The organism is Wolbachia endosymbiont (group A) of Norellia spinipes (assembly GCF_964273535.1).
Window position 1 is genome coordinate 1,290,826 of record NZ_OZ187006.1, and the last position, 23,060, is coordinate 1,313,885.

Here is a 23,060-nt window from a genome sequence, read left to right on the forward strand (position 1 = left end):
GTATATCATGTTTTTAGTTGATAAGTGAATAATCATGAGCTTCGTCATTGCAACTTTCTATCACTTTGTAGAACTCTCTAATTATTATGACATGAAAGACGAAATAAAAACTGCATGCGACAACATTGAATTAAAGGGTACTATACTCCTTGCAGAAGAGGGTATTAATGCAACCGTATCTGGTGAAAGAAACGCGATTGATAAAATATTCGATTTTCTACGTTCTGATTATAGGCTAAGGGACCTTACATGGAAAGAGAGTGCAGCAGAATATCAACCATTTAGCAAGATGAAGGTAAAATTAAAAAGAGAGATTGTGAATCTTGGTGTAGGCAATCTTGATATTTCCCTTAAGGGTAAATATGTTGATCCAGAGCATTGGGATGATTTTACTTCTCAACCTGACGTTTTAGTAATAGATACACGAAATGAGTATGAAGTGAAATTAGGCAAGTTTAAAAATGCAATCAATCCACATACTCAGCGTTTTCGCGATTTTCCTGAGTGGGCAAAGTCTTTCTCTGAGAGTAAAGACCTGAAAGTAGCTATGTACTGCACTGGTGGGATTAGATGCGAAAAATCAACAGCGTACATGAAAAATCTTGGATTTAACAATGTATACCACCTGAAAGGCGGCATTCTTTCTTACCTTGAAAAAACTTATAATAAAAATGGTAATTGGGAAGGTGAGTGTTTTGTTTTTGATGATAGAATTACTGTTGACAACTCACTTACTCCAAGCAACACAATAAAATGTATATTCTGCTCAAATCAAGTTTCAACGGACAAGCTGAAGTCAGTTCCACGTGGCCAAGTGGTTTGTTCTGATTGTAAACTTCAGTGTTATAGCTATAATAAATAAAACATCATGCCGCTGCAGTTGTATGCACGTTGTGATTTGAGAGCAACCTCTACCAGAAAGGGTGTCATGCCAGTGCCCAGACACTGGCATCCAGGTTCTTTTTTTCTAGATTCCAGCGTCGCGCGCTGGAATGACAATAAAGAGCATATGGTTATGCAAGAAGTCTATTTCTTACCCTTAATCAACTCTAAAGCCTTCTTCAAATCTATGCTTTCAATATCTGCATTCTTACCCAAAGCAACGTTTGTTCTATCGCATTTTATATAGAATCCGTACCTACCGTTGCAGATGAAAACTTCTTTTCCTTTTTCATTAACCCCGAGAGATTTTAACTCTTTGCATGGACTGTTTGCAATAATTTGTACAGCTTCGCTCAATTCTGTATTCAGCACCTCTTTAGAGCTTTTTTTAAGAGAAAAATATCTACCATCATAAAAAATATAGTACCCAAATCGTCCAAGGCCTATTTTTATTTCCTTTCCGGTCTCAGGGTGTTCTCCGATTACTTTTGGCAAGGAAAGTAACTGAGTAGCGGTATTCAGATCAATATCATTAACATTTAGATCCTTTGGTATGGAAACTGTTTTTTTCTTTTTGGACTCACTATTAAACTCAAGGTAAAGCCCAAAAGGACCTTTTTTAATTACTACCTCTTGGCCTGTTATATCATCTACACCTAAACTTTTTGGATATTCTAAATTGTCATTACTACCTGTAATTTCTTTTGTATGGTTGCATTCAGGATAGTTAGAGCATCCAAGGAACACTCCTGCTCGCCCAAAGTTCAATTTTAATATACCATCAGAGCAAGCAGGGCATTTCTTACCTATTTCTTCTTTTCCTTCCTCTGAACAAAACCAATTAACTACCAAATCGTGAATGCCGCTGAAAACTTCATCATGTGTCATTTGCTTGACAGAATTTACATGACCAAAAAATGGCACCCAAAAGTGGCTCAATTCTTTTTTCCAATCTGCATGTCCATTTGAGATTAAATCAAGCTTTTCTTCCATTTGTGCTGTGAAATCATACTCTACACAACGCTGAAAAAAAGTTTCTAAAAATATGGTAACGATCTTACCACGACTGCTTGGAATAAATCTTTTATTATCCAGTGTAACATACTCACGATCCTGCAATACCGAAATAATTGTCGCATAAGTTGATGGACGGCCTATACCGATTTCCTCCATTTTTTTAACGATACTTGCTTCACTATAACGAGGTGGCGGTTGAGTGAAATGCTGTTTTGGCTCAACTGAAATCAGCTTACACGCTTCCCCTTCCTTCATGGCAGGTAGCAGGCCTTCATTTTCGGCTTCCATGTTATCTTGATAGACTTTATAAAAACCATCAAAGAATATACTTGATCCACTTGCTCGCAGAATCACTTTCTGATCAGTAGAACTAATTTCAACTACCACTTGATCAAGAATCGCCGATTCCATTTGACTTGCAATGGTTCTTTTCCAGATTAAATCGTACAATTTAAATTGCTCTGGCGTTAAGTAATCCTTAATACTACCCGGCGTTCTATTGATATCAGTTGGACGAATTGCTTCATGTGCTTCTTGAGCATTTTTGACCTTTTTTACATATTTACGAGGAGACTGTGGTAAATATTTATCACCATATAACGACTTAATTGACCCTCTAATTGAGTTTATAGCCTCATCTGCAATATGAAACCCATCTGTACGCATGTAAGTTATCAACCCTACAGTTTCACCACCAATATCGATACCTTCATATAAATTTTGCGCTATGCGCATAACATTTTTCACATTAAAATACAGCTTATTCACTGCATCTTGCTGTAGAGTAGAGGTAATAAATGGAGGAAGCGGATTTCTCTTAACTTGCTTGCGTTCTACTGTGCTTACAGCATATTGCCTTGATTCAATCTCCCTGACTAAGTTCTTTGCTTCTTCTTCATTTTTAATATCAAATTTTTCTAGCTTCTTATTGTCATAGTGACTCAGCATAGCAAAAAAAGCCTCATCTTTGCTATTTTGCATTTCTGCCTTTATGCTCCAATACTCCTGTGTTATAAACTTACTGATTTCATCTTCTCGTTCGCATATAAGCTTTAATGCAACAGATTGAACTCGCCCCGCAGATTTGCTTCCCGACAATTTTGTCCACAGCAGCGGTGACAAGCTAAATCCAACTAGATAATCCAAAGCTCTGCGTGTTTGCTGTGCGCGCACTAAGTCCATATTAATTTCACGTGGATTCTTTATTGCTTCTTGAACTGCTCTCTTTGTTATCTCATTAAAGACTACTCTATAAATGTTGTTTTCATTACTGATTGCTTTCTTTTCTTTTAATGTCTCTATCACATGCCAAGCCATTGCTTCCCCTTCTCTGTCTGGGTCTGTTGCAAGATATATATCTGATGCTTTACTCGCTGCTTTTACTAACTCTTTTATATACTTTTCTGCTTTTTCAATGGTTTCATACTTTATAGCAAAATCATTATCCGGATCGACAGAACCGTTTTTTGCTGGAAGATCCCTCACATGTCCAAAGGATGCAGCTACTTTGAACTCTTTACTTAAATATTTGCCTATTGTCTTTGCTTTCGCAGGTGATTCAACTATTAATAATGCCATATTGTTAATTATTTTAGTATTTAAAGATAATATGTTGAGAAATATACGATGAAAAGTAAAAAAATATTTTAATAGGTCTTGTGAATTTTACAGAGTAGGTTGTTCATGGTTTCCAGAAAACCCTTAGACCTTGCTATTTTCAAGTGAATTTGAAGGTCTATTACAATAGTATATGATTGCAGCAGCAACCAGACAATAAGCTCCAACTGCTATTCCCACTGCTATAGCTAACCCAAGAAAGGTTTACCTGAAGGATAGAATAGGTTATAATGGCATATTAAAGAGATGAAAAATGCCAAGCCCATATAGTGAAGACCTCAGAGAACGAGTTCTCAAAGCAGTTGATGAAAAAACAATGACGATAAAAAGAATTAGTGAAATATTTAAACTGAATATAAAAACAATATATTTATAGAGGAAAAGGAAAAAAGAAACAGGAAACATAAAGCCATCTTCAGGCTATCAAAAGGTGACTGAGCCTCATCGGTGGCAGAATCTGGGTCACGAGGTCTTCTTCCTACACTCCATGTAAGAGCAGACAGTGCCTCAAAAGAACTGCCACCTATCCACTCTGAGAAGTTATTATCTTCTCTTGCTTTCAACCAAGTAATACTTATTCATATCATCTGGGTAAGGTCAGTTTGTAAAACTTAATTTGTACGCTTCCTAGTAATTCTGATATAGTTACTTTAGTTAAAGTCTATAAAAGTTTATAAATGGCAACCTTAAGTGTAAGAGAAGCTTTATGCACAGCGATCAGAGAAGAAATGCAAAACGACCCTGACGTGTTGATCATCGGTGAAGAAGTTGCAGAGTATGATGGTGCCTATAAAGTAACAAAAGGATTACTGAAAGAGTTTGGAGAAAATAGAGTGGTTGATACGCCTATTACCGAACATGGATTTGCTGGCCTTGCTGTTGGAGCAGCATTCGCTGGATTAAAGCCAATTGTCGAATTTATGACTTTTAATTTTTCTATGCAGGCTATCGACCAAATCGTGAATTCTGCAGCAAAAACAAATTATATGTCAGGTGGACAACTTGGATGCCCCATAGTATTTCGTGGGCCAAATGGTGCTGCAGCAAGAGTTGCTGCACAACACTCTCAATGCTTTGCATCTTGGTATTCGCATATACCGGGATTAAAAGTGATAGCACCTTACTTTGCCTCCGATTGCAGAGGTCTGCTTAAAGCTGCAATTCGTGACCTGAGTCCGGTAATATTTCTAGAAAACGAAATAGCTTACGGACATGAACATGAAGTTTCTGACTCTGAGCTGTCAAATAAAGATTATCTACTTGAGATAGGCAAGGCTGCTGTTATACGGGAAGGAAAGGATGTAACTATCACTGCTTTCTCACTGAAATTAATGGATGCTTTAAACGCAGCAGATTTACTTTCAGGTGAAGGTATAGAAGCTGAAGTTATTGACCTCAGAACCTTAAGACCACTTGACACTCAAACTGTTATTAACTCTATTCAGAAGACTAATAGGTTAGTTAGTGTAGAAGAAGGATGGCCATTTGCAGGAATAGGAGCAGAGCTGTCAGCCGTTGTTATGGAACAAGGATTTGACTACCTTGATGCTCCAGTTATGCGCGTAACTGGCAAGGACATCCCCTTACCTTACGCTGCAAATCTAGAAAAAAAAGCATTACCACAAGTGGAAGATATAGTTGAAGCCGTGCATCAGGTCTGTTTTAGAAAAAAAATAATTTTTAACTTCTAATACAATATATAAAAGCAATTTACTGGCAAAATGTTATCGGAATTTATTTCTGTTTGTCCACTCCACATTGGTCCATCAAAGAAGTATTTCCACCTATACCACCCATTACTTTTGTCACAATAGTTTTAGCACCGAAAAATACAGCATAAAATATACCGAGTGCAAAAAGAGCTGGCCATGGCATTCTACCAAATATCGCAAGCAAAGCTGCACCTATTATCACTACGGTCATAAGCGGTCCACCTATTCCCCAAACGTAGCCAATAATATTACATATTACTTGAGCAGTTGTATCAGCATTAGTGTCAGCGGCAGCACTCCCAACATGAGAAAAAGAAATAAATAATACTATAAAAAGAATATTAAAAACTTTCCTAGGGTTCATCCCTATACCTTAAATTTAGATATTGCAATTATACCTAAAATATTATAATTTTTAGTAAAGCTAGCATAAAGATTGAATAACAAACGGTGCCACAAAAGTAGTTGACACACAACTGCACGAACATTGTAATATGGCACGATATCACATAGTAAACGATGTCATCCCAGTGCCCAGACACTGGGATCCGTTTTCTTTTTTCTAGATTCCAGCGTCACGCGCTGGAATGACAGCAGTCCTATGTCATACCGCCGCGGTATCTCTAGATCCCGCTAACAAGTAGCGGGATGACGAATTGCTTAACCGTAATACCGCCACGAACCGTCATACCGCCGCGGTATCTCATCCGCTAACACGCAGCAGGATGACAGCAATCCTACGTCATACCGTGATTTATTCACGGTATCTCTTAGCCGCTAACACGTAGCGGGATGACGGTTGTCGGTGAACCTAAATTACTTTAGCCATAAATGTTTGAGAAATTTACCAAACGAAAAAAAAGGCAAAAGGAACCCCATGGTTGGCTAATTATCTATATTATAGCTCTTCTCATAATAGTCAGAATAAAAAAGCAGAATCAACAGCTTGACGGAAAGACTTAAAAATAGGGATATTTTTTCTAGCTCTATTCTTTATAGCAAACCAATTATGCTCAATTTCGTTAAAGTCTGGAGAATATGGAGGAAGATAAAGAATTTCAGCACCAACTCCTCTAGCAAGATTATCTATTTTTTTAGATTTATGGAATGTAGCGTTATCAAGAATTACAGTTTGGCCAGACCTTAAAATTGGAGTTAAAAACTGCTCAAACCAAGCCTCGAAAACATCCTTATTGCAGTATCCTTCAAAGGTCAATGGAGCAATGATCTTCCTTTTATTTAGAGCTGCAATCATACTGACACGCTGAGTTTTTTTACCTGATTTTAATGAATGAAACCTCTCTCCTTTTCTGCAATATCCGTATGGGTAGTCTTCTGTATTATCTATTCCAGATTCATCAATATATACAAGATTTTCATGACGTTTTGTTGCTATAACCTTTAAAAATTGAGCTCGCTTTCCTTCATTTCTTTCTTTATATCCGTAGGTCTTTTTTTCTTGTAAATCCAATATTTTTAAGTGCGCGGTGAATCGTTTGTCGACTGATATTACCCCAGAGTTTAGCCATCTCTGACTGAGTTTTGCCACCATGGTTTTTTGCAAATTTGGTAAAAACATTCCAGTCAGTAATTTTATGGTTATATCCTACGCTTCCAGGCTTTTTTGACTGAAAATCTCCCGTTTCCTTACGCCTTTTCTGCCACTCATATAGAGTCGTTTTTCCAATTTTAAATCTCTCTGCAACAGTTGCTCTACTTTCTCCTTCATCCAATGCCTCCATTGCTTTTTTCCTTAAATCGTAACTATACGCTGCTGGCATACAAACCCCACTACCATAAATCCATATCTTAACTTGTTTGGATTATTATGAGAAGAGCTATAACTTTATAAATTGGCGTTTTTTACTCTCAACGCTCCAATTTAGCTACTTTTATAACAAAATTGTAAACGTTAAGAAATTTACTAAGCAGAAAAAAAGGCAAAAGAAACCCCGTGTTAGCTAGTTGTCACTCTCTAATCCTGCAAATTGGCGTACTATACTGTCTTAAACGACTTATAAGCGCGTTTCAGCTTATATAGGTAAAAACCCAGAAATGTTGTGAAGACATAAGGTGCACATAGTGCAAAAAATTAAAAATAAGACGCCAACTACGTTGTTTTCTTGCTGTTTAATCTGCACAGATGAAGATAACTGAATACCTCCAGTACCATGATAAGGGGGCTGGCGGAGTTTGTCAAGTAAGTTTTTTCGTTTCTAACGGTTGTTGCCAAAAACTATACAAGAAGTCTTTTAAGATCAATCACTTATCTTCAAAGCTTGAATAAAAGCATTCTGTGGAATATTTACGTTCCCTATAGAATGCAACCTTTTTTTACCCTTCTTTTGCTTTTCAAGTAGTTTCATTCTTCGCGTTACATCTCCACCATAGAGTTTAGCTGTTACATCTTTTCTATATGGATTAATCGTTTCTCTGGCAATAATTTTCCCGCCCACTGCCGCTTGAATCGCGATTTTATATTGCTGACGTGGTATTAGATCCTTCAAGCGTGCGCATATTTCACGCCCCCTTTTTTCTGCTCTGCTTTTGTGAGCGATACAAGCCAGTGCATCTACGGGCTCTCCATTAATTAAAAAGCTTAATTTATCTATTTGGCTTACCAGATAGCTGGAAATTTCCCAATCCAAACTTGCATACCCCTTGGAAATTGATTTTAATCGATCATAAAAGTCAAAAACAACTTCAGACAGTGGTAACTTATATCTTAACAATGCTGTTGTTGTGTTACCAATGTAAGATAAATCTTCCTGTTCTCCCCTCCTCTCTTCACATAATGATAGAATCTCACCTAAATATTGGTCAGGGACCATTATAGTTGCAGTAATCCACGGCTCTTCTACCATTTCAATCTTTGTTGGATCTGGCATGTCACTAGGATTATGAATGCTCAGAACTTCACCACCTTGCGTTGTAACCTTATATATAACACTCGGTGCAGTTGCTGTTAGATCTAAATCAAATTCTCTCTCGAGCCTTTCTTGAATAACTTCAAGATGCAACATTCCCAAAAAACCACAACGAAATCCATAGCCTAGCGCATTTGAAGTTTCTGCTTCAAAAGTAAAACTTGCATCATTCAAATGTAATTTTTCCAGTGCTTCTCTTAAATATTTAAAGTCGTCCGTTTTATTAGGAAAAATACTACAAAATACCACAGGGTGCACTTCTTTAAAACCAGGCAATGCCTTGCTGCACGGTCTTTTCTCTTCAGTAATAGTGTCTCCCACTCTACAGTCTGCAACTTCCTTCATTGAAGCAGTGATAAAACCAACTTCACCTGCTGAGAGTTCACCTGTCATTACTTTTTTAGGAGTAAAAATACCGATATTGTCCACTTGGTATGTAGAGTTATTAGACATCATAACAATCTTCATGCCCTTTTTTAGCACTCCATTTTTAATTCGTACTAAAATTACTACTCCCAAATAAGTGTCATACCAACTATCAACTAAAATTGCCTGTAGTGGAGCATTCACATCACCTTGAGGAGCTGGAAGTTTTGTCACTATAGCTTCTAATACATCCCTTATTCCAAGACCAGTCTTGGCTGATATTAAAACTGACTCACTTGCGTCAATGCCAATTACTTCCTCAACCTGGAGTTTTACCTTTTCTGGATCTGCAGCAGGGAGATCAACTTTATTGAGTACAACTATTATTTCATGATTGTTGTCAATAGCTTTATATACATTTGCAAGAGTCTGAGCTTCAACACCCTGGCTACTATCTACCACTAAAAGTGAACCTTCACATGCAGCTAAGCTTCGACTTACCTCATAAGAAAAATCAACGTGACCTGGGGTGTCCATGAGATTTAGGCAATATTGATTACCGTCGTTTGCCGTATAATTGAGTTTTACCGTCTGTGCTTTAATTGTAATGCCACGTTCACGCTCTATATCCATTGAATCGAGTATTTGATTGATCATTTCTCTTGCTTCAAGGCCGTTACATTTCTCTATTAAACGGTCAGCAAGCGTTGACTTACCGTGGTCTATATGCGCTATTATTGCAAAATTTCTTATGTTGTTCATTTATGGCCTACTATACTTAATTAGTAAAACTATTTTACATTTTAAGTGTTGTGAGGGCAATTATTTATTAAGAGACTATTTACTCCTTCAACATAGACGACACTTTTTTCGAGCAGGAAATCACTTTATTAACCATATAGTTTTCATGATTGTTATCTATTTTAGGCAACTCATACAGATAATTCACCATCATTCCAGCCGACTGACTAATACCCTTTTCAGAAGTATCCGCCATCCAGTTTAATTGTTTTATTGATGCGCCATTGCTTAAATGAAAATGTGCCACCGGATCATAAGCATTTCCATTACTATTATTCACTTTTAGTAAATAATATGTACACAGTTTAAGCATGCATTGTTTAGTTTCATTTGTACATTCAACGTTAGTTTTTAATTGCTCTGCACTTTCTAAAATTTCTGCACTAGATTGTTTTATATTTAGTTTGCCCAATAAAGTGACATCTTGGTTTAGATTGTTTTTTAGCCATTTCGTAAAGCCAGGTATTGGAGAAAGAGTTGCGTATGTTTTTATACTTTTAAACTCTTGCGATAGCTTTTCTACAACCCTTTTGATCAAAAAATTACCAAGGCTGATTCCAGATAACCCTGCTTTAGTATTTGATATTGAGTAGAATATAGCAGTGCTTGCACTACTTGGATCACTTGAAGGTACTGATTCATCTAAAAGGTGTTGAATGCTATCTGCAATCTTATTCACCAATGCAACCTCTACAAAAATTAGAGGTTCGTTTGGTATTTTGTAATGAAAGAAAGCAAAACAGAGACGATCAGAATCTAGTCTGTTTTTTAAGTCATCCCAAGAGGAAATTTTATGCACAGCTTCATATTTTATAAGTTTTTCTAGCAATGATGCAGGTGAATCCCAGGTGATTTGACGAAGATCGAGTAGATCAACATCAACCCAAGTATAGAGTATATTTTTTAATTCATTCTCTAGTGGATTCAAGCTTCTATATTGGTTCTTTAGCTTAAGCACATCAGAACGCATATCAACAATAAACTTGAGGCCTTCTGGTAGAGAAATAAATTGCTTCAATATTTTAGAACGCGGTGATTCAAGAATTTTTATTAAATCCTGTTCAAATTTATAGTTTAACTCGGGATCTTGGTTTTTCTTATACTCTTTAATTTTCTCATCTATTTCCGCTTTATTCGGATTAAATTTTTCTGCCAGGGTTTGTAGAAATTTTATTTTACCTTTCTCTGATAAGCTCAAGTACAGGTTACCAAGAGATACAGCGTTCTTACGTGCTGAAACCTCTCCTCCCTTTGGGTTTAAGCACTCGTTCATCTTCAAGACTAAACTATCGATATCGCGACTGTTGCTTAAATCAGGACCGATGTTACCAATCCACGATCTTACAGCATCTGCCACTCCACCTAGTATTTTAAAAAAGCTTCTTACCGCTTTTTTGTCTTCAACTTTCACTATATCAGTTTTTACCAATGATTCTTTTGTCATAGATTCCCTTTATTATACATGGCTAATGCAAGTCAGGTTTCCCTACGTCATACCGCCGCGGTATCTCTAGATCCCGCTAACAAGCAGCGTGATGACGAATTTGTCGTTTGTCAAATCGTCGGTAAACCCAAGTTATTTTAGCTACATATAGCTTAAGTTAAAGGAAAATTTTAGCTACATAGCAGGCACTATTACTGAATTATTAATAATTCAGTAATACAATAGACTTCTTGCACTACCTCCCAAGCCACAACTGTCATTCAGTAGAAACAAAAAACTTCCTTGACAAACTCCGCCAGCCCCCTTATTATGATAATAAGGGTATTTATGACTCAAAACTTGTTTTTGACCTGCAGGCTCAATGACAAAATTCAGTAAAAAACTTAGGGTATTTTTTGGCGGATTACATAAAATTATAGCGGCTGCATGTCTTTTAAATTTTTTCTACATTCAGCCAAATCGCGCTTATTTTAAGCGTTAGCACATTATTACAGCGCCACTTACAGTAATATAGAGTCAAAACTCGCACCACGGGGCTTCTTTTGCCTTTTTTTCCGCTTGGTAAATTTCTTAATATTTGTAGCTGAACGACAACCGTCATCCCTGTAAAGGTCAAGTATCCCGCTACGTGTTAGCGGATGAGATACCGCGAATGAATCGCGGAATGACGGTCTGCGGCGGAATGACGGTTCGCGGCGGAATGACGGTTAAGCAATTCGTCATCCCGCTGCTTGTTAGCGGGATCTAGAGATACCGCGGCGGTATGACGTAGGACTGCTGTCATTCAAGTAGCTGACACTGGAATGACACGTCATAAAGGAACCAGTGTTAGCTACTTGGATGATACCTTTTTTCTACTTAGTTTGGGTTATGCAAGAAGTCTATTTACTTCTTAACTTGACGCACATGATGTCTTGCAGCATCATCTACTGCTTCTAAATAAACCATCGCCAAACATATACCACTGTGTACTTCTATAGATAACTTACTGCCTAAACTTCGATTAAAGCAAGAATTCTTTCCTGGAAAAGCAAGGTTGCTAAGATGCAGTTCCCATTTTAATCCTTTGGTTGATATTTGAGCTCTCGGTATACCAAGTAAAGATATTTTAGTATCTTTCGGCAAAGAAAAATGGGTAATACTTTTTTGTAGGATGTAACCTACCATGGGAGGTGAAGGTGTGTAAAAGATACTGCCCGTACTTAGAAAAATGTTAATATTCTGTAGTATGTGATCAATTGCTCCTCCAGTAATACCCGTTACTATTGATGGCAATAACTTTACTGTTTTTAAGTGAGCCATTGCTTTAGAAAAGTCGCAATAATCTTGATCAGGTAGATATATCGTATTCAAATTAGCACGTAAATCCAGATTTACGCTATCCAAATCTCCTACTACAAGATCAGGTTTTACGCCAATTGATAGAAGCTTGTTTGCTCCTCCATCTACAGCAATAATAGGTATATCTCGTTTAAAAAACGATGAGCTCGGTATTTCTCCATTTAGCACTACAATAGAACGATATTGTTGTTGTGTACTGCAGTGCAGCACATGATCATGGTGCAGGTTTTGCATCGTAGTAACATTTTTAAATAATTGATATTATGCTAATCACTAATCCAGCAATATTGCTAAGCACCACAAAAATTGAGCTCTGGTAAAGACCATAGCCAATCCAAGACAATGAACAAATAAGATAGTTTACTAACATTAGCATCGATACATCACGAGTAACTTTAGTGATATATGCTTTATATACTTGAGGTGATAATCCAATTAGAGATGCAATTAACGCAATGAAGCCGAAGCATTCTTCAATATTTATATACATACATTTTCCTACGCTTGCTTTAACAATATCAGGTTCAAAGGGTTGTACTTTATGTACTCTCAGCTTTTCTAGAGCACCCCTAATGCGTGTAATTTATAACATCATTTAGTCTATTAATCAAGAAATTAATAGTGACTTGCATTCATGAAACCCAATCGGCTTCTATGCTAATTATTATCCAAACTAATCGTCGGTTGTGCATCTTGCTCAGAGATTAGGGCAACCAACAAATTATTTATCAATTGAACCTTTTGCTTGCCATCTAATTGTAAGCTTTTGTTTTTTTCAAAATGAGCTATTACTTCCTCGACAATTCCTATTGCATTTTGCACTATATGCCTTCTTGCCGAAGTGATAGCATGTGCTTGTTGACGCCTTAACATTGCTTGTGCAATCTCGGACGAATACGCCAAATGCGATATTCTTGCTTCTGTAATCTCAATTCCTGCAATATCTAATCTTTGTTGTAACATTGACCGCAATTCATCTGAAATTTTATCAGAATTTTTACGTAAAGATTCCTCATCGCTTTCGCTATCATACGGATAATTGCTTGCTAATTCTCTTATTACTGAGTCACTTTGTACAAAAACAAATTCGTGATAGTTGTTAACATTATAATACGCCTTTGCAGGGCTGTTTACTCTCCAAACAATTACTGCAGAAATCTCTATTGGACTTCCATTTGCATCATTCACTTTTATTTTTTCTGTGTTGATATTTTGAAATTTTAGGGAAACTATATATTTGCTTGAAAAGGGAAGCGTTACACATATTCCAGACTTAAAATAAGTTCCAATATAATGACCAAAAAACTCTATCACTCTTGCTTCATTAGGGTCATTAATAAAAAATCCTTGAAGAAAAGTCAAAATTGAAACAGCAGCAACTCCAAGCGCAATTGTGCTGTCATATGCAAAAAAAAGCAGCGATAAAATTAATCCTAGCGCTATTAGTACAGGAAAAAACCGGAGTTGACTTAAATTTCTATCGTTTATCGTATTCTTATCCATATTGTCTTTAAACTTCTTTTTCACTTGAACCCTCTCTGTTGATCGTTTTATTTATCTTATTTACAAATAGTTTAAACTCTCTTAATTCATGATCAGGCAATTTTACTTCAGTTTCATGCGCTATCGTAAGCGGATCGATGTGTTTGCCGTTATATATAACTTCGTAATGTAAATGGGGTCCTGTTGCAACACCAGTGCTACCAACATAGGCAATGACCTGCCCCTGTTTTACTTTAGAGCCTAACTTTATATCGCCACTAAATCTACTTATATGCGCATAACAGGTTGAATATTCATTTTTGTGTTTTATTTTGATGTAATTTCCATAGCCACCATTCTTTCCTATATATTCTACCACACCCTCTGCAGCAGCGTATATGGGAGTGCCAAGCTTAGCTGCATAATCCACTCCTTTGTGAAAAGAAATTTTACCGCGAACAGGATGCTTTCTATTGCCAAATTTTGAGGATATGCGATAATCTCCATTTAAAGGATTTGCAAAAATTTCGCCATTTTTTAAGCTTATTCCTTCTTTATTAAAATACCTTTCTTTGCCGTCTTGCGATTTATAATGATATAAACTAATAGCTTTCTTGTTTATTGTCAGTGAAGCATATAAAATCTTTTCTTCAGTCTTCTGATTACTGAGCGATCTCTCAAAAAGAACCTCCAATTTACTCTTCGGCACAATGTCTTTTTTAAAATCAACACCAAAATCTTTATATATGTTGATCAATTTTACCACTGTATTTGGCGCCAACCCTTCCGTGTCAAAAAAAGAGGATTTTATGTCACTAGATATGAATAACAACTTTCCATCACTTTCTGTCGTCAAAGTAGCTTTTTTTTTTCTGATTCCATGCTGGAATGGCTGTGCAAGATCTGTTGATGTTTCAGTAGCATATGCTGGTAAAATACAAAGCAATACAAATATTACCAGCCTCATAGCTTATCAACAAAAGTAAAATTACCTTCAACATACTGTACATCATCATTATCTTCTAATTCTTCAACCAATGTGGATAATTTATCGATCAACTCTTTATCGCTAATTTCAACTAGATCCTTTGGTTGCCACGAAAGACGAGCAAGTTCTGGTTCTCCGAATTTTGCATAAAAGGCATCGCGTACTTTACCAAAATCTTTTATTTCACAAGTTATAACGTGTAATCCTTCTTTGTCATTTTCCTCAACATTCAATACTTCTAACTCGATCCCATAATTAAATAAATCATCAAAATTCACACCCTCTGCTTTATAGACGATTAAGCCTACATGATCGAAAAGGTAACTAACACTTCCTGTTTCTCCCAAGTTTCCACCCTTGCGAGAAAATATATAACGTACCTCAGAAGCAGTACGGTTGCGGTTATTAGTCAAGGCATGGACAATAAGTGCAGTGCCAGAAGGCCCATGACCTTCATATTGGATTTCCTCATAATTTTCTCCAGCAACGTTACCAGTTGCATTTTTTATTGCTGTTTCTATTTTATCTTTTGGTAGATTTTCCTTGCGTGCAGCAAATATAGCAGAGCGAAGGCGCGGGTTGAATTCGGGATCGGGTAGCCCTTGCTTTGCAGCAACTGTTATTTCTCTAATCAGCTTCGTAAATTTTTGAGAGCGCTTTGCATCCTGAGTGCCTTTCCGATGTTTTATATTTGAAAATTGTGAATGACCAGCCATATTCAAATAGTTAAAAACCTAATTATATATCAAAGCATAGAAAAAGCTAAAGCAAATTTTCAAGCCTCTGGCTTGGCATCTTGCAGGTTTTCTGCTAATAACATACTTTCATACTGCTCAGCTTCTAAGTCAAGGCCAAGAGCTGAATGGGCTGCTATTAAATAGTTAATAGACTTAGAAAAATATTTAGAATCCTTATAGCTTGCTATATTCTGGAAACGCTTAATTGCTGCTAAATATTCACCACGCCTCAAGTAAAACTTACCGATAGAGTACTCTTTTGTTGATATATGCTCTGTGATCAGCTTTGCTTTTTCCTTCATCTCGTCTACATATTCGCTGCCTGGAAAGAGATTAATGTACTCTGTAGCTAGCTCTAAAGTTTTATATGCAACTTGTTGCCCGAGCTGCACTTTGTTAATTTGCATGTAATAAGATAGTACTCTTAAGTAATACACATATGGCAAATCTTCACCATTTGAATAAACGTATATATAATCATCCATATCACTTGCAGCACTACTGTAGTTACCCATATTATAGTGAGAAACCCCAGATAATAATTTTGCTTTCCTTGCCCAATAAGAGAAAGGGTACAAATCTTCTATCTTTTGAAATGCCCTAATAGCTTGTTTATATTTTTTCTGGTCAAAAAGTTCAACTGCTTCCTCATATAGTTCAGCTTCAGTTTTTTCAAGATCATCCGCATACGATTGTGTAAAGGAGCAAATTAGGAAAATAAAGCACGTGATTAAAGTCTTATACATAAGATTTTTTTCGATCAAAATAAAGTATAGACCTAAATATTACTTAAATAAATAAATTTCTTAGGCAATAGCCGGCCCTTCCTCTTTATAACTACGGTCAGAACTACCTGCATTCCTCGATTTACCTTGTCCTTCCACTTTTGGATCTTTCAGCGTTTTGCTGTAGGAATGTGTAGTTAATATCTGTACAACCATAAAAAGTGCAATACCTATCAAGCCTAAAGTAGGCCCAACAGCAGGATTTAAGGACGATGCTAATGCCATTAACATTATCCTTCTTATTAAAAATATAGAAGAACCAGCAAGCGCCAATCCGGCTACAGACATATTGCTAGTTTTCTTGCTAGATTTTTCATCAAGATTAGATTTTTCTGTTTCCTTTTTCTTATTTTTTTCATGCTCATCAATATAAGAAACAAGAGTTACAAGAAAAGCAATTGCATTGGCAAGAAATAAAATTGCATCCTCTGCTGCTTCAAGTGAAGATGTTTCACCCATTATCATACCTACAATAATCAGTGCAGTTGTTATAGCCTCAATATAGATCAAACACTGACCTATATCAGAAATATTGTGCTCTTTTTCCTTTACTTCCTCTCCATTTTCAATATTCTCCAACTCTCGTTCTTTTTGTGCTATTTTCCTATTATTGTAAATTAAATATAGCATACAAATAAGAGATAGGACCATAGAAGGTAATATAGTGTGGCTTAGCGCGCCACTTATCACGCCAAGTAATACCTGATCGCTACATATTTTTTCCAGTTCAATAGCCATAAATAATGCAAATGGAACCATTGTTACCAATGATACACATTGTCTATATAGCTCTCTTTTTTTTAGTGTTAATAGCTCTTGTTCTAGCTTCTTCTTTTTTTCTGCTTCTCCTACTTTTAGCATTAATAACTCCTGTTCTAGCTTCTTCTTTTAGTGTTAATGACTCTTGTTCTGACCTTTCTTTTTTGACTTCCTTATCAACTGTCAGCCAAAAATCCCCAAAAAAATCTTCAGGAGAAAACGTAGTCTTAAAGTTATCAGTCATATAAACCCTATTAACTAATATATTATACAGGATTTTAACTATTCAGTCAATATTATGAAAGTATTAACTACTTTTGTATATTAACTGTTTCTCAAGAAATTCAGTCAACCTGTTTGATGCCGGCTAGGATATAATTATATCCTGACCACATAGTTATAATAGCTGCAACCCATAAACAAATTGCACCTATATATTGAGTTGTGTCGTAATCGTTCATTATTAGCGCTACTACAGCAACCATCTGCAAAAATGTTTTAATTTTGCCAGCTTTGCTTACAGGTAGACTAACATTTATAGCTATAAGGAACTCCCGTAAACCCGAAACTAATATTTCCCTACAGATGATGATAATCGATGGTACTATTGTAAAATCATTTATCTTCTGCTTATAAACTAGCATAATTATCGTTGAAACCACTATTAATTTATCAGCAATTGGATCAAATAGCTTGCCAAACTTTGATTGGACTTTCCACGCACGCGCCAAGTAACCATCAAAAAAATCCGTAATGCACGCAAACACAAAGATTGATATTGTTATCAGGCCTGCATATTTATTTTCTATATAAAAACTTAATATTATTGCTGGTATTGCAAGTGCACGAGAAATTGTAAGCAAATTAGGCACGTTTTTCTTAAGCATGTAATATCATCTTACGTAATAGGTAAACTTATACAGAAGTACAACAGAGTTCACAAGCTAATAGTTTACAATTGAACATTTATAAAAACTCCATATACTTAAAAATTACAAGCTTAAAATATAAGAATGAACGATGATTTAGATAATACCACAAAACAAGAGGCACTTAAGTATCACAGTAGAGGTGGTAAACCTGGTAAAATTTCAATCATGCCAACAAAACCTTTATCTATCCAGTATGATTTGTCACTTGCTTATTCTCCTGGCGTTGCAGCTCCGTGCCTTGAAATAGCTAAAAATCCTGAGATTGTTTATGATTATACGGCAAAAAGCAATTTTGTAGCTGTCATTTCAAATGGCACTGCAGTGCTTGGGCTTGGTAATATCGGTCCTCTTGCTGCAAAACCTGTCATGGAAGGCAAAGCTGTTTTATTTAAGCGTTTTGCTGATATTGATGCAGTTGATATAGAAGTTGGTACAGAAAATATAGAAGATTTCATCAATGCAGTAAGGTACCTTGGGCCAAGTTGGGGGGGGATAAATTTAGAGGATATAAGATCTCCCGATTGTTTTATAATAGAGAAACGTCTGAATGAACTGATGGATATTCCAGTGTTCCATGATGACCAGCATGGAACTGCAGTGGTTGTTGCAGCTGGTATAAAAAATGCTCTTGATATTGTCGGAAAGAAATTAGAGGACGTTAAGATCATTATGAATGGTGCTGGAGCAGCCGGTATTGCATGTTTAGAAATACTAAAGTCCATGGGCGCTAAAAATATAGTGCTGTGTGATAAGCAAGGAGTAATATACAAAGGTAGAAACGAGGACATGAATGAGTGGAAGGAAAAATATGCAATTGATACTTCCGAACGTTCTCTACTTGATACAATAAAAGGCGCTGATGTATTCATCGGATTATCTGCAAAAGATGTGTTAAATGAAGAGATGTTAAAGAGTATGGGCAAAGACCCGATTATTTTCGCTCTCGCCAACCCCGATCCAGAAGTAAGGCCTGAGTTTGCAAAATCTGTGAGGCCAGATGCAATAATTGCAACTGGCAGGTCAGATTACAACAATCAAGTCAACAACGTAATGGGATTTCCTTATATATTCAGAGGAGCGCTTGATGTACATGCAACAACAATAAATGATGAGATGAAAATTGCAGCTGCAGATGCAATAGCAAAGCTTGCCCGTGAGCCAGTGTCTGACGAGATATCTGCAGCCTATGGCGGTCGTAAAATGAGCTATGGACGTGAATATATAATACCTACTCCATTTGACCCAAGATTAATTTCTATAGTATCTCCTGCTGTTGCAAAAGCCGCAGTTGATTCAGGTATTGCAAGAAAGGCAATACAAGATTGGAGTAAATATGAAAATCAATTGAAATCTCGCCTTGCTAGTACACTTAACACGCTGAATCTACTGTCTTCACAATATTAGTAACCATATAATCAATAATTCAATTGCACCCAGTCGTTTTAGATTTATAATGAAAGTATTGTAATTTAAAGCAAATCAATGACTATTGCAATTCACGAATTAGAAAGGATCATCAAACAATCGTTCCCCGACGCTGATATAAAGGTTCAGGACCTTGCTGGAGATGATGATCATTATCATTTAAAAATAACCTCCAAGCGCTTTCTTGGAAAGACAAAAATAGAACAGCATAAAATGGTATATAAAGCTCTGGAAGGTCAGTCTATACACGCCTTGCAACTGGAAACTAATACTTAAAAATAAGGTGAATTTATGAGCAGTTTTGAACAAATAAAAAAAGATATAGCGGAAAATGATGTGGTGTTGTACATGAAAGGCACTTCTGATTTTCCTCAATGCGGATTCTCTGGACTCGTCGTGTCAATCCTAAAAAAATTGAACGTGAAGTTTAAGTATATTAACGTGTTGGAGAATGATGAAATACGTGAATCTATAAAAAAGTTTTCTGATTGGCCAACAATTCCACAATTATATATAAAGGAAGAGTTTATCGGTGGTTGCGACATCACTCGCGAGATGTACGAAAAAGGCGAACTGCAAAATTTATTGAAGGAAAAAAAAATTATTGCGGAATAAGTACCAAGAAACCAGTGCCCAGACGCTGGGATTGGTATAACGTAGTATAAGCTATGAAAAAGGATCTTATGTCTTAAACCTTATCACCAGGCTTAACAAATAGGTGGCCCAATACTATTAACTTTATGGGTTTACCTTCGTTATTTGCTACTATCCAAACCCCATCGCTCTCATGATCAACAATTTCTATTGGTACAAATATTACATAATTATTGTCATCAACAATCTTTATTCCAAGAGCACCCTCGTCACTTAAGCTCAGGGCTGAAGAAGGAACTTTATATGCAAATCTTTCGCCTGAAGGTAGTCTTACGTTGGCAGTTAGTCCCTGCAAGGATATCATTTTATTATTAATTACCTTTACCTCTACCCTATAAGACCCAGTTTTAGGCTCAGCAATTTTACTAATAAAACTTACTTCACCTGCCAATTCTTTTCCGTCCAGTAAACTAATTTGAGCTGTGCTGCCTAGCTCTATTTTATTTACTTCATTTTCCGAAACGTATAACACCACAAGAATTTGATCGAAATCAACCACGTCAGCTATTTTTTGCCCAGCATTAACAAAATCCCCTTCGTTTGCATTGATTTTATCAATATAACCATCTATAGGAGATTTGACTGCAGTATTTTCTAAATCCAATTCTAGCCTTTTTAGGTCAGCTTTTGCACTTTGTAACGCAGTAAAAGCTGCTTCTACTTGTATTTGTGCTCCATAGCCTGTTTTATTCAGTTTGTGAGAGGAATCATACTCAATTTCACGCTGCTTTAATAAAGCTTTGGCTTTCTGAGATTGCTCAATCCTGTCATAATCTTCTATCTTTAACACTACATCATCTCTTTTTACCTTTTCACCATCAGGTAAATAAATAGCAATAATCTTACCACTTATTTTTGAGACAAGGCTAGCTCTATGTAAGGGATTTACTGTACCAGAAAAATTTAAATATATAGTGCGGTTTTGCGGCGCACATTCTTGAGTTTTTACTGAAAAGCTACTAGTTGCATTATCACTATGAACCGCCTGATCTTTTTTTAAAAATGCACTGCTGATAAAAAACAGTAGAATAAAAGCAATACTAGAAATGATGATTACTTTATTTCTCATCTTTAAACAATAGAATTTGTTGACTAATTTTGTTAGAAACAACTGCATAAATTTTCGAATCAAAAATGTAAGTATAATACATGCACCATTGTCACTCCATAAATAGTTTTATATGAGAACAAACACAAGATTTTCCTACAATAAGTAAGTTTTTTATTGCTAAGAGGCAGTATAAATTCCGTTAAAAAGCAGCAGAATGACAAACAACCTAAAAATAATTAACTGTAGCAGCCTACTTTTCAATAAACTCCATTTGCATTTCTTGTATATTACTTTCTATTTGCTCTATTTGTTCTATCAACCTTTCCTCTAAGTCAAGATTACCGCTCAGCCTCGCTTCGGTTCTTTCTTTTCGTAACGCATTTAATTCTTTTAGTAACACTATATTATTCCACACAATTTCTGCAGATTTTCTCTCGTTCAGTTGGCTATTTAGTACACTAGTTTTTTCAAATACATACTTTATAACGTCAAACTGTTTCAATTCTTGTAACAAAGCCTCTTTACCAAGTTTGCTTTTGTTACTTATTACATCAATTACACGCTGTTGTAATCTTTTCATCTCATTAGTAAATTCAAAATGAGAAAATTGCTCAAAAAATATAGGACGGTTCAAGATTTCAGGAAATTCTACGGCTATACGCAAAATTATGGCCTGATTTTGCTCTGCCTCAATTAGCTCTGGAGATTTGTTATGAAGATACTCACCTTTTGTTGCTCTAGTTTTACTATTAAAAATCTGTTTTTTGAAGCTACTTCTTAGTTCACTAGCCTTATTATAAAAATAATCTCTATAATACCTTCTAATACTGCTGTTGCTAATAGTATTTACATATTCCATGAACTTGTGCTCAAGAATTGAATATTTTTCCGGAGCAAGTTTTTCATAATTTTGAAAGTTGCTATCGATTATGTGACGCCATAAATATTCAGAATGCAGTTTTGTTGAATGGTCAAGAGCAGTCAACACGTCTTCTTTCTTGTATGCCAGTTCGTTACATATATCGTATGGATCTTTATTACTCGGCAAAGTCACAAACTTTAACGTGTATCCAGGCTCTAATATTGGCAGAGCAAGTTCCGCAACTCGTGTAGCAGCACGATATCCGGCATTATCGCCATCCATACAGATGGAGATTTCTTTAGCAAATCTCCACAGGTTTTTTATCTGTTCTGCAGAAATTGCGGTACCAAGTGGAGCAACTGCATTACTAATTCCCGCTTGATGTAGCGCTATAGTGTCCATATATCCTTCAACAACAAATATGTGCTGTTTTTTACGTATTTCGCTTAAAGCAAAGTTTAATCCGTATAAATTCTCCCTCTTCTTGAAGAGCTGACTCTCTGGGCTATTTAAATATTTTGGCTGTTGCTCAGAACTCAGCGCACGTCCGCCAAAACCAATAACTCTTCCTGCAATGTTGTATATAGGAAATATCAGCCGGTCATAAAAATAATCATGAAAATTTTTGTTTACTAATCCAATATCAATTAAAATTTTGTCTTCAATACCTGAAGAGTTTAAATACTCTTTCAAACCAGAGCTTGGTGCATAACCTATCTTAAATTTATCTATGATTTCAGGTAAAATCTTGCGCTGCTTTAAATAATCTACAATGCCCTGATTTTTTTGTGCAAACCAATTTGCAGCTAAATCAAGCGCTAAAAATAGTTTATTGTCCCCTTTTGTAATACTAAGACTTTTGGGCAGTTCAACACCTGTAACCGATGCTAATCTTTCCAATGCTTCTTTAAAGCTTAATCCTTCAGTTTGTGAAATAAATTCAAATGCATCACCACTAGCTGAACAACCAAAACAGTAATATAACCCCTTAGTATTGCTCACCGAAAAAGATGGGGTTTTTTCGTTATGAAATGGACAGAGCCCAACAAAACTATCTCCTCTTTTTATTAGCCTGACTTTTTTACCTACTATGTCAGATAATAATAATTTTGATTTTATAATATCTATGTGATCCATCTTATTGAATTAGTAGTAGGATAAAAATTATATAGAATTTATACACATCTGACTCGAAATTTATTTCAAGCTTTAGGACTCCCGAAAGATCAGGAGTATTAAAACGGCTTGACAGAAAGATCAAAATAAATTACCCATATA

At 36.0% G+C, this 23,060-nt stretch carries 22 protein-coding genes and 1 riboswitch; of the genes, 6 read left to right on the forward strand and 16 right to left on the reverse strand.

What is annotated here, in order from left to right; translation table 11 throughout:
• Positions 1-34 precede the first annotated feature (34 nt).
• Positions 35-862, forward strand: a complete 828-nt coding sequence (locus ACFZP3_RS06300; RefSeq protein ID WP_265017441.1) for a rhodanese-related sulfurtransferase — start codon at positions 35-37, stop codon at positions 860-862.
• Positions 863-1,026: 164 nt separating this feature from the next.
• Here ACFZP3_RS06300 and topA read toward each other — a convergent pair whose 3' ends face one another.
• The gene (gene topA, locus ACFZP3_RS06305; RefSeq protein ID WP_386087064.1) at positions 1,027-3,477 is read right to left on the reverse strand and encodes a type I DNA topoisomerase; all 2,451 of its coding nucleotides are present in this window, start codon (positions 3,475-3,477) and stop codon (positions 1,027-1,029) included.
• Between the two features lie 292 nt (positions 3,478-3,769).
• Here topA and ACFZP3_RS06310 point away from each other — a divergent pair, with 292 nt between their 5' ends.
• Together ACFZP3_RS06310 and ACFZP3_RS06315 are read left to right on the forward strand one after the other, a co-directional pair.
• Positions 3,770-3,892, forward strand: coding sequence for a hypothetical protein (locus tag ACFZP3_RS06310; protein ID WP_264687946.1), 123 nt, complete (start codon positions 3,770-3,772; stop codon positions 3,890-3,892).
• A gap of 301 nt (positions 3,893-4,193) precedes the next feature.
• Positions 4,194-5,207 (forward strand): pyruvate dehydrogenase complex E1 component subunit beta, encoded by a 1,014-nt coding sequence (locus tag ACFZP3_RS06315; protein ID WP_253309186.1) that lies wholly within the window; start codon positions 4,194-4,196, stop codon positions 5,205-5,207.
• 43 nt (positions 5,208-5,250) lie between these two features.
• On the opposite strand, the gene ACFZP3_RS06320 is transcribed toward ACFZP3_RS06315, so the two are convergent.
• The 13 genes from ACFZP3_RS06320 to pgsA form a co-directional block, all read right to left on the reverse strand.
• Positions 5,251-5,592 (reverse strand): TrbC/VirB2 family protein, encoded by a 342-nt coding sequence (locus ACFZP3_RS06320; protein ID WP_386087065.1) that lies wholly within the window; start codon positions 5,590-5,592, stop codon positions 5,251-5,253.
• A gap of 555 nt (positions 5,593-6,147) precedes the next feature.
• Positions 6,148-7,009 (reverse strand): IS630 family transposase gene (locus tag ACFZP3_RS06325; RefSeq protein ID WP_386086489.1). Its coding sequence is split into 2 segments (ribosomal slippage): positions 6,148-6,685 and positions 6,684-7,009, totalling 864 coding nucleotides; the frame shifts between segments, so codons are not numbered across the junction.
• A 477-nt stretch (positions 7,010-7,486) separates the two neighbouring features.
• Positions 7,487-9,283 (reverse strand): translation elongation factor 4, encoded by a 1,797-nt coding sequence (gene lepA / locus ACFZP3_RS06330; protein ID WP_253309184.1) that lies wholly within the window; start codon positions 9,281-9,283, stop codon positions 7,487-7,489.
• Positions 9,284-9,362: 79 nt separating this feature from the next.
• Positions 9,363-10,766 (reverse strand): malonyl-CoA decarboxylase, encoded by a 1,404-nt coding sequence (locus ACFZP3_RS06335; protein ID WP_386087066.1) that lies wholly within the window; start codon positions 10,764-10,766, stop codon positions 9,363-9,365.
• 885 nt (positions 10,767-11,651) lie between these two features.
• Entirely contained in the window at positions 11,652-12,341 is a 690-nt protein-coding gene (locus tag ACFZP3_RS06340) for a thiamine diphosphokinase (RefSeq protein ID WP_253309182.1), read from the reverse strand.
• 13 nt (positions 12,342-12,354) lie between these two features.
• A complete protein-coding gene (locus ACFZP3_RS06345; protein ID WP_253309181.1) occupies positions 12,355-12,597 on the reverse strand; it encodes a SemiSWEET family sugar transporter in 243 nt (80 codons plus the stop codon).
• A riboswitch (TPP riboswitch) is annotated at positions 12,586-12,688 on the reverse strand. Its footprint overlaps the gene before it by 12 nt.
• 76 nt (positions 12,689-12,764) lie before the next feature.
• Complete coding sequence (locus ACFZP3_RS06350; RefSeq protein WP_264688468.1) at positions 12,765-13,610, reverse strand: SPFH domain-containing protein; 846 nt, start codon at positions 13,608-13,610, stop codon at positions 12,765-12,767.
• 7 nt (positions 13,611-13,617) lie between these two features.
• A complete protein-coding gene (locus ACFZP3_RS06355) occupies positions 13,618-14,556 on the reverse strand; it encodes a M23 family metallopeptidase (RefSeq protein ID WP_386087067.1) in 939 nt (312 codons plus the stop codon).
• Positions 14,553-15,293, reverse strand: a complete 741-nt coding sequence (locus ACFZP3_RS06360; protein ID WP_386087124.1) for a YebC/PmpR family DNA-binding transcriptional regulator — start codon at positions 15,291-15,293, stop codon at positions 14,553-14,555. The genes ACFZP3_RS06355 and ACFZP3_RS06360 overlap by 4 nt, the downstream gene beginning before the upstream one ends.
• Positions 15,294-15,352: 59 nt before the next feature.
• Positions 15,353-16,060 (reverse strand): outer membrane protein assembly factor BamD, encoded by a 708-nt coding sequence (locus ACFZP3_RS06365; protein ID WP_253309179.1) that lies wholly within the window; start codon positions 16,058-16,060, stop codon positions 15,353-15,355.
• Positions 16,061-16,120: 60 nt separating this feature from the next.
• Entirely contained in the window at positions 16,121-16,837 is a 717-nt protein-coding gene (locus ACFZP3_RS06370) for a hypothetical protein (RefSeq protein WP_386087068.1), read from the reverse strand.
• Positions 16,838-16,880: 43 nt separating this feature from the next.
• Positions 16,881-17,102 (reverse strand): hypothetical protein, encoded by a 222-nt coding sequence (locus ACFZP3_RS06375; RefSeq protein ID WP_386087069.1) that lies wholly within the window; start codon positions 17,100-17,102, stop codon positions 16,881-16,883.
• Between the two features lie 100 nt (positions 17,103-17,202).
• Positions 17,203-17,745 carry a CDP-diacylglycerol--glycerol-3-phosphate 3-phosphatidyltransferase gene (gene pgsA / locus ACFZP3_RS06380; RefSeq protein WP_253309177.1) on the reverse strand — a complete coding sequence of 181 codons (543 nt, stop codon included), beginning with the start codon at positions 17,743-17,745 and terminating at the stop codon, positions 17,203-17,205.
• Between the two features lie 126 nt (positions 17,746-17,871).
• On the opposite strand from pgsA, the gene ACFZP3_RS06385 reads away from it, so the two are divergent.
• The 3 genes from ACFZP3_RS06385 to grxD all read left to right on the forward strand — a co-directional run bounded on the left by ACFZP3_RS06385 (position 17,872) and on the right by grxD (position 19,830).
• On the forward strand, positions 17,872-19,194 hold the full coding sequence (locus ACFZP3_RS06385; RefSeq protein WP_386087070.1) for a malic enzyme-like NAD(P)-binding protein: 1,323 nt from the start codon (positions 17,872-17,874) through the stop codon (positions 19,192-19,194).
• A gap of 78 nt (positions 19,195-19,272) precedes the next feature.
• Entirely contained in the window at positions 19,273-19,491 is a 219-nt protein-coding gene (locus tag ACFZP3_RS06390; RefSeq protein ID WP_253309175.1) for a BolA/IbaG family iron-sulfur metabolism protein, read from the forward strand.
• Positions 19,492-19,506: 15 nt separating this feature from the next.
• A complete protein-coding gene (grxD, locus tag ACFZP3_RS06395) occupies positions 19,507-19,830 on the forward strand; it encodes a Grx4 family monothiol glutaredoxin (protein WP_164224629.1) in 324 nt (107 codons plus the stop codon).
• A 73-nt stretch (positions 19,831-19,903) separates the two neighbouring features.
• Here grxD and ACFZP3_RS06400 read toward each other — a convergent pair whose 3' ends face one another.
• Complete coding sequence (locus ACFZP3_RS06400; protein WP_264687940.1) at positions 19,904-20,986, reverse strand: efflux RND transporter periplasmic adaptor subunit; 1,083 nt, start codon at positions 20,984-20,986, stop codon at positions 19,904-19,906.
• A 184-nt stretch (positions 20,987-21,170) separates the two neighbouring features.
• On the reverse strand, positions 21,171-22,919 hold the full coding sequence (gene dnaG, locus ACFZP3_RS06405) for a DNA primase (protein WP_264735691.1): 1,749 nt from the start codon (positions 22,917-22,919) through the stop codon (positions 21,171-21,173).
• Positions 22,920-23,060 lie beyond the last annotated feature (141 nt).

Bases quoted from the DNA above. Each gene is read 5' to 3' on its own strand.
- ACFZP3_RS06300 (WP_265017441.1), top strand. From the start codon at position 35: ATGAGCTTCGTCATTGCAACTTTCTATCACTTTGTAGAACTCTCTAAT.
- topA (WP_386087064.1), bottom strand. From the start codon at position 3,477: ATGGCATTATTAATAGTTGAATCACCTGCGAAAGCAAAGACAATAGGC.
- ACFZP3_RS06310 (WP_264687946.1), top strand. From the start codon at position 3,770: ATGCCAAGCCCATATAGTGAAGACCTCAGAGAACGAGTTCTCAAAGCA.
- ACFZP3_RS06315 (WP_253309186.1), top strand. From the start codon at position 4,194: ATGGCAACCTTAAGTGTAAGAGAAGCTTTATGCACAGCGATCAGAGAA.
- ACFZP3_RS06320 (WP_386087065.1), bottom strand. From the start codon at position 5,592: ATGAACCCTAGGAAAGTTTTTAATATTCTTTTTATAGTATTATTTATT.
- lepA (WP_253309184.1), bottom strand. From the start codon at position 9,283: ATGAACAACATAAGAAATTTTGCAATAATAGCGCATATAGACCACGGT.
- ACFZP3_RS06335 (WP_386087066.1), bottom strand. From the start codon at position 10,766: ATGACAAAAGAATCATTGGTAAAAACTGATATAGTGAAAGTTGAAGAC.
- ACFZP3_RS06340 (WP_253309182.1), bottom strand. From the start codon at position 12,341: ATGCAAAACCTGCACCATGATCATGTGCTGCACTGCAGTACACAACAA.
- ACFZP3_RS06345 (WP_253309181.1), bottom strand. From the start codon at position 12,597: ATGTATATAAATATTGAAGAATGCTTCGGCTTCATTGCGTTAATTGCA.
- ACFZP3_RS06350 (WP_264688468.1), bottom strand. From the start codon at position 13,610: ATGGATAAGAATACGATAAACGATAGAAATTTAAGTCAACTCCGGTTT.
- ACFZP3_RS06355 (WP_386087067.1), bottom strand. From the start codon at position 14,556: ATGAGGCTGGTAATATTTGTATTGCTTTGTATTTTACCAGCATATGCT.
- ACFZP3_RS06360 (WP_386087124.1), bottom strand. From the start codon at position 15,293: ATGGCTGGTCATTCACAATTTTCAAATATAAAACATCGGAAAGGCACT.
- ACFZP3_RS06365 (WP_253309179.1), bottom strand. From the start codon at position 16,060: ATGTATAAGACTTTAATCACGTGCTTTATTTTCCTAATTTGCTCCTTT.
- ACFZP3_RS06370 (WP_386087068.1), bottom strand. From the start codon at position 16,837: ATGGCTATTGAACTGGAAAAAATATGTAGCGATCAGGTATTACTTGGC.
- ACFZP3_RS06375 (WP_386087069.1), bottom strand. From the start codon at position 17,102: ATGACTGATAACTTTAAGACTACGTTTTCTCCTGAAGATTTTTTTGGG.
- pgsA (WP_253309177.1), bottom strand. From the start codon at position 17,745: ATGCTTAAGAAAAACGTGCCTAATTTGCTTACAATTTCTCGTGCACTT.
- ACFZP3_RS06385 (WP_386087070.1), top strand. From the start codon at position 17,872: ATGAACGATGATTTAGATAATACCACAAAACAAGAGGCACTTAAGTAT.
- ACFZP3_RS06390 (WP_253309175.1), top strand. From the start codon at position 19,273: ATGACTATTGCAATTCACGAATTAGAAAGGATCATCAAACAATCGTTC.
- grxD (WP_164224629.1), top strand. From the start codon at position 19,507: ATGAGCAGTTTTGAACAAATAAAAAAAGATATAGCGGAAAATGATGTG.
- ACFZP3_RS06400 (WP_264687940.1), bottom strand. From the start codon at position 20,986: ATGCAGTTGTTTCTAACAAAATTAGTCAACAAATTCTATTGTTTAAAG.
- dnaG (WP_264735691.1), bottom strand. From the start codon at position 22,919: ATGGATCACATAGATATTATAAAATCAAAATTATTATTATCTGACATA.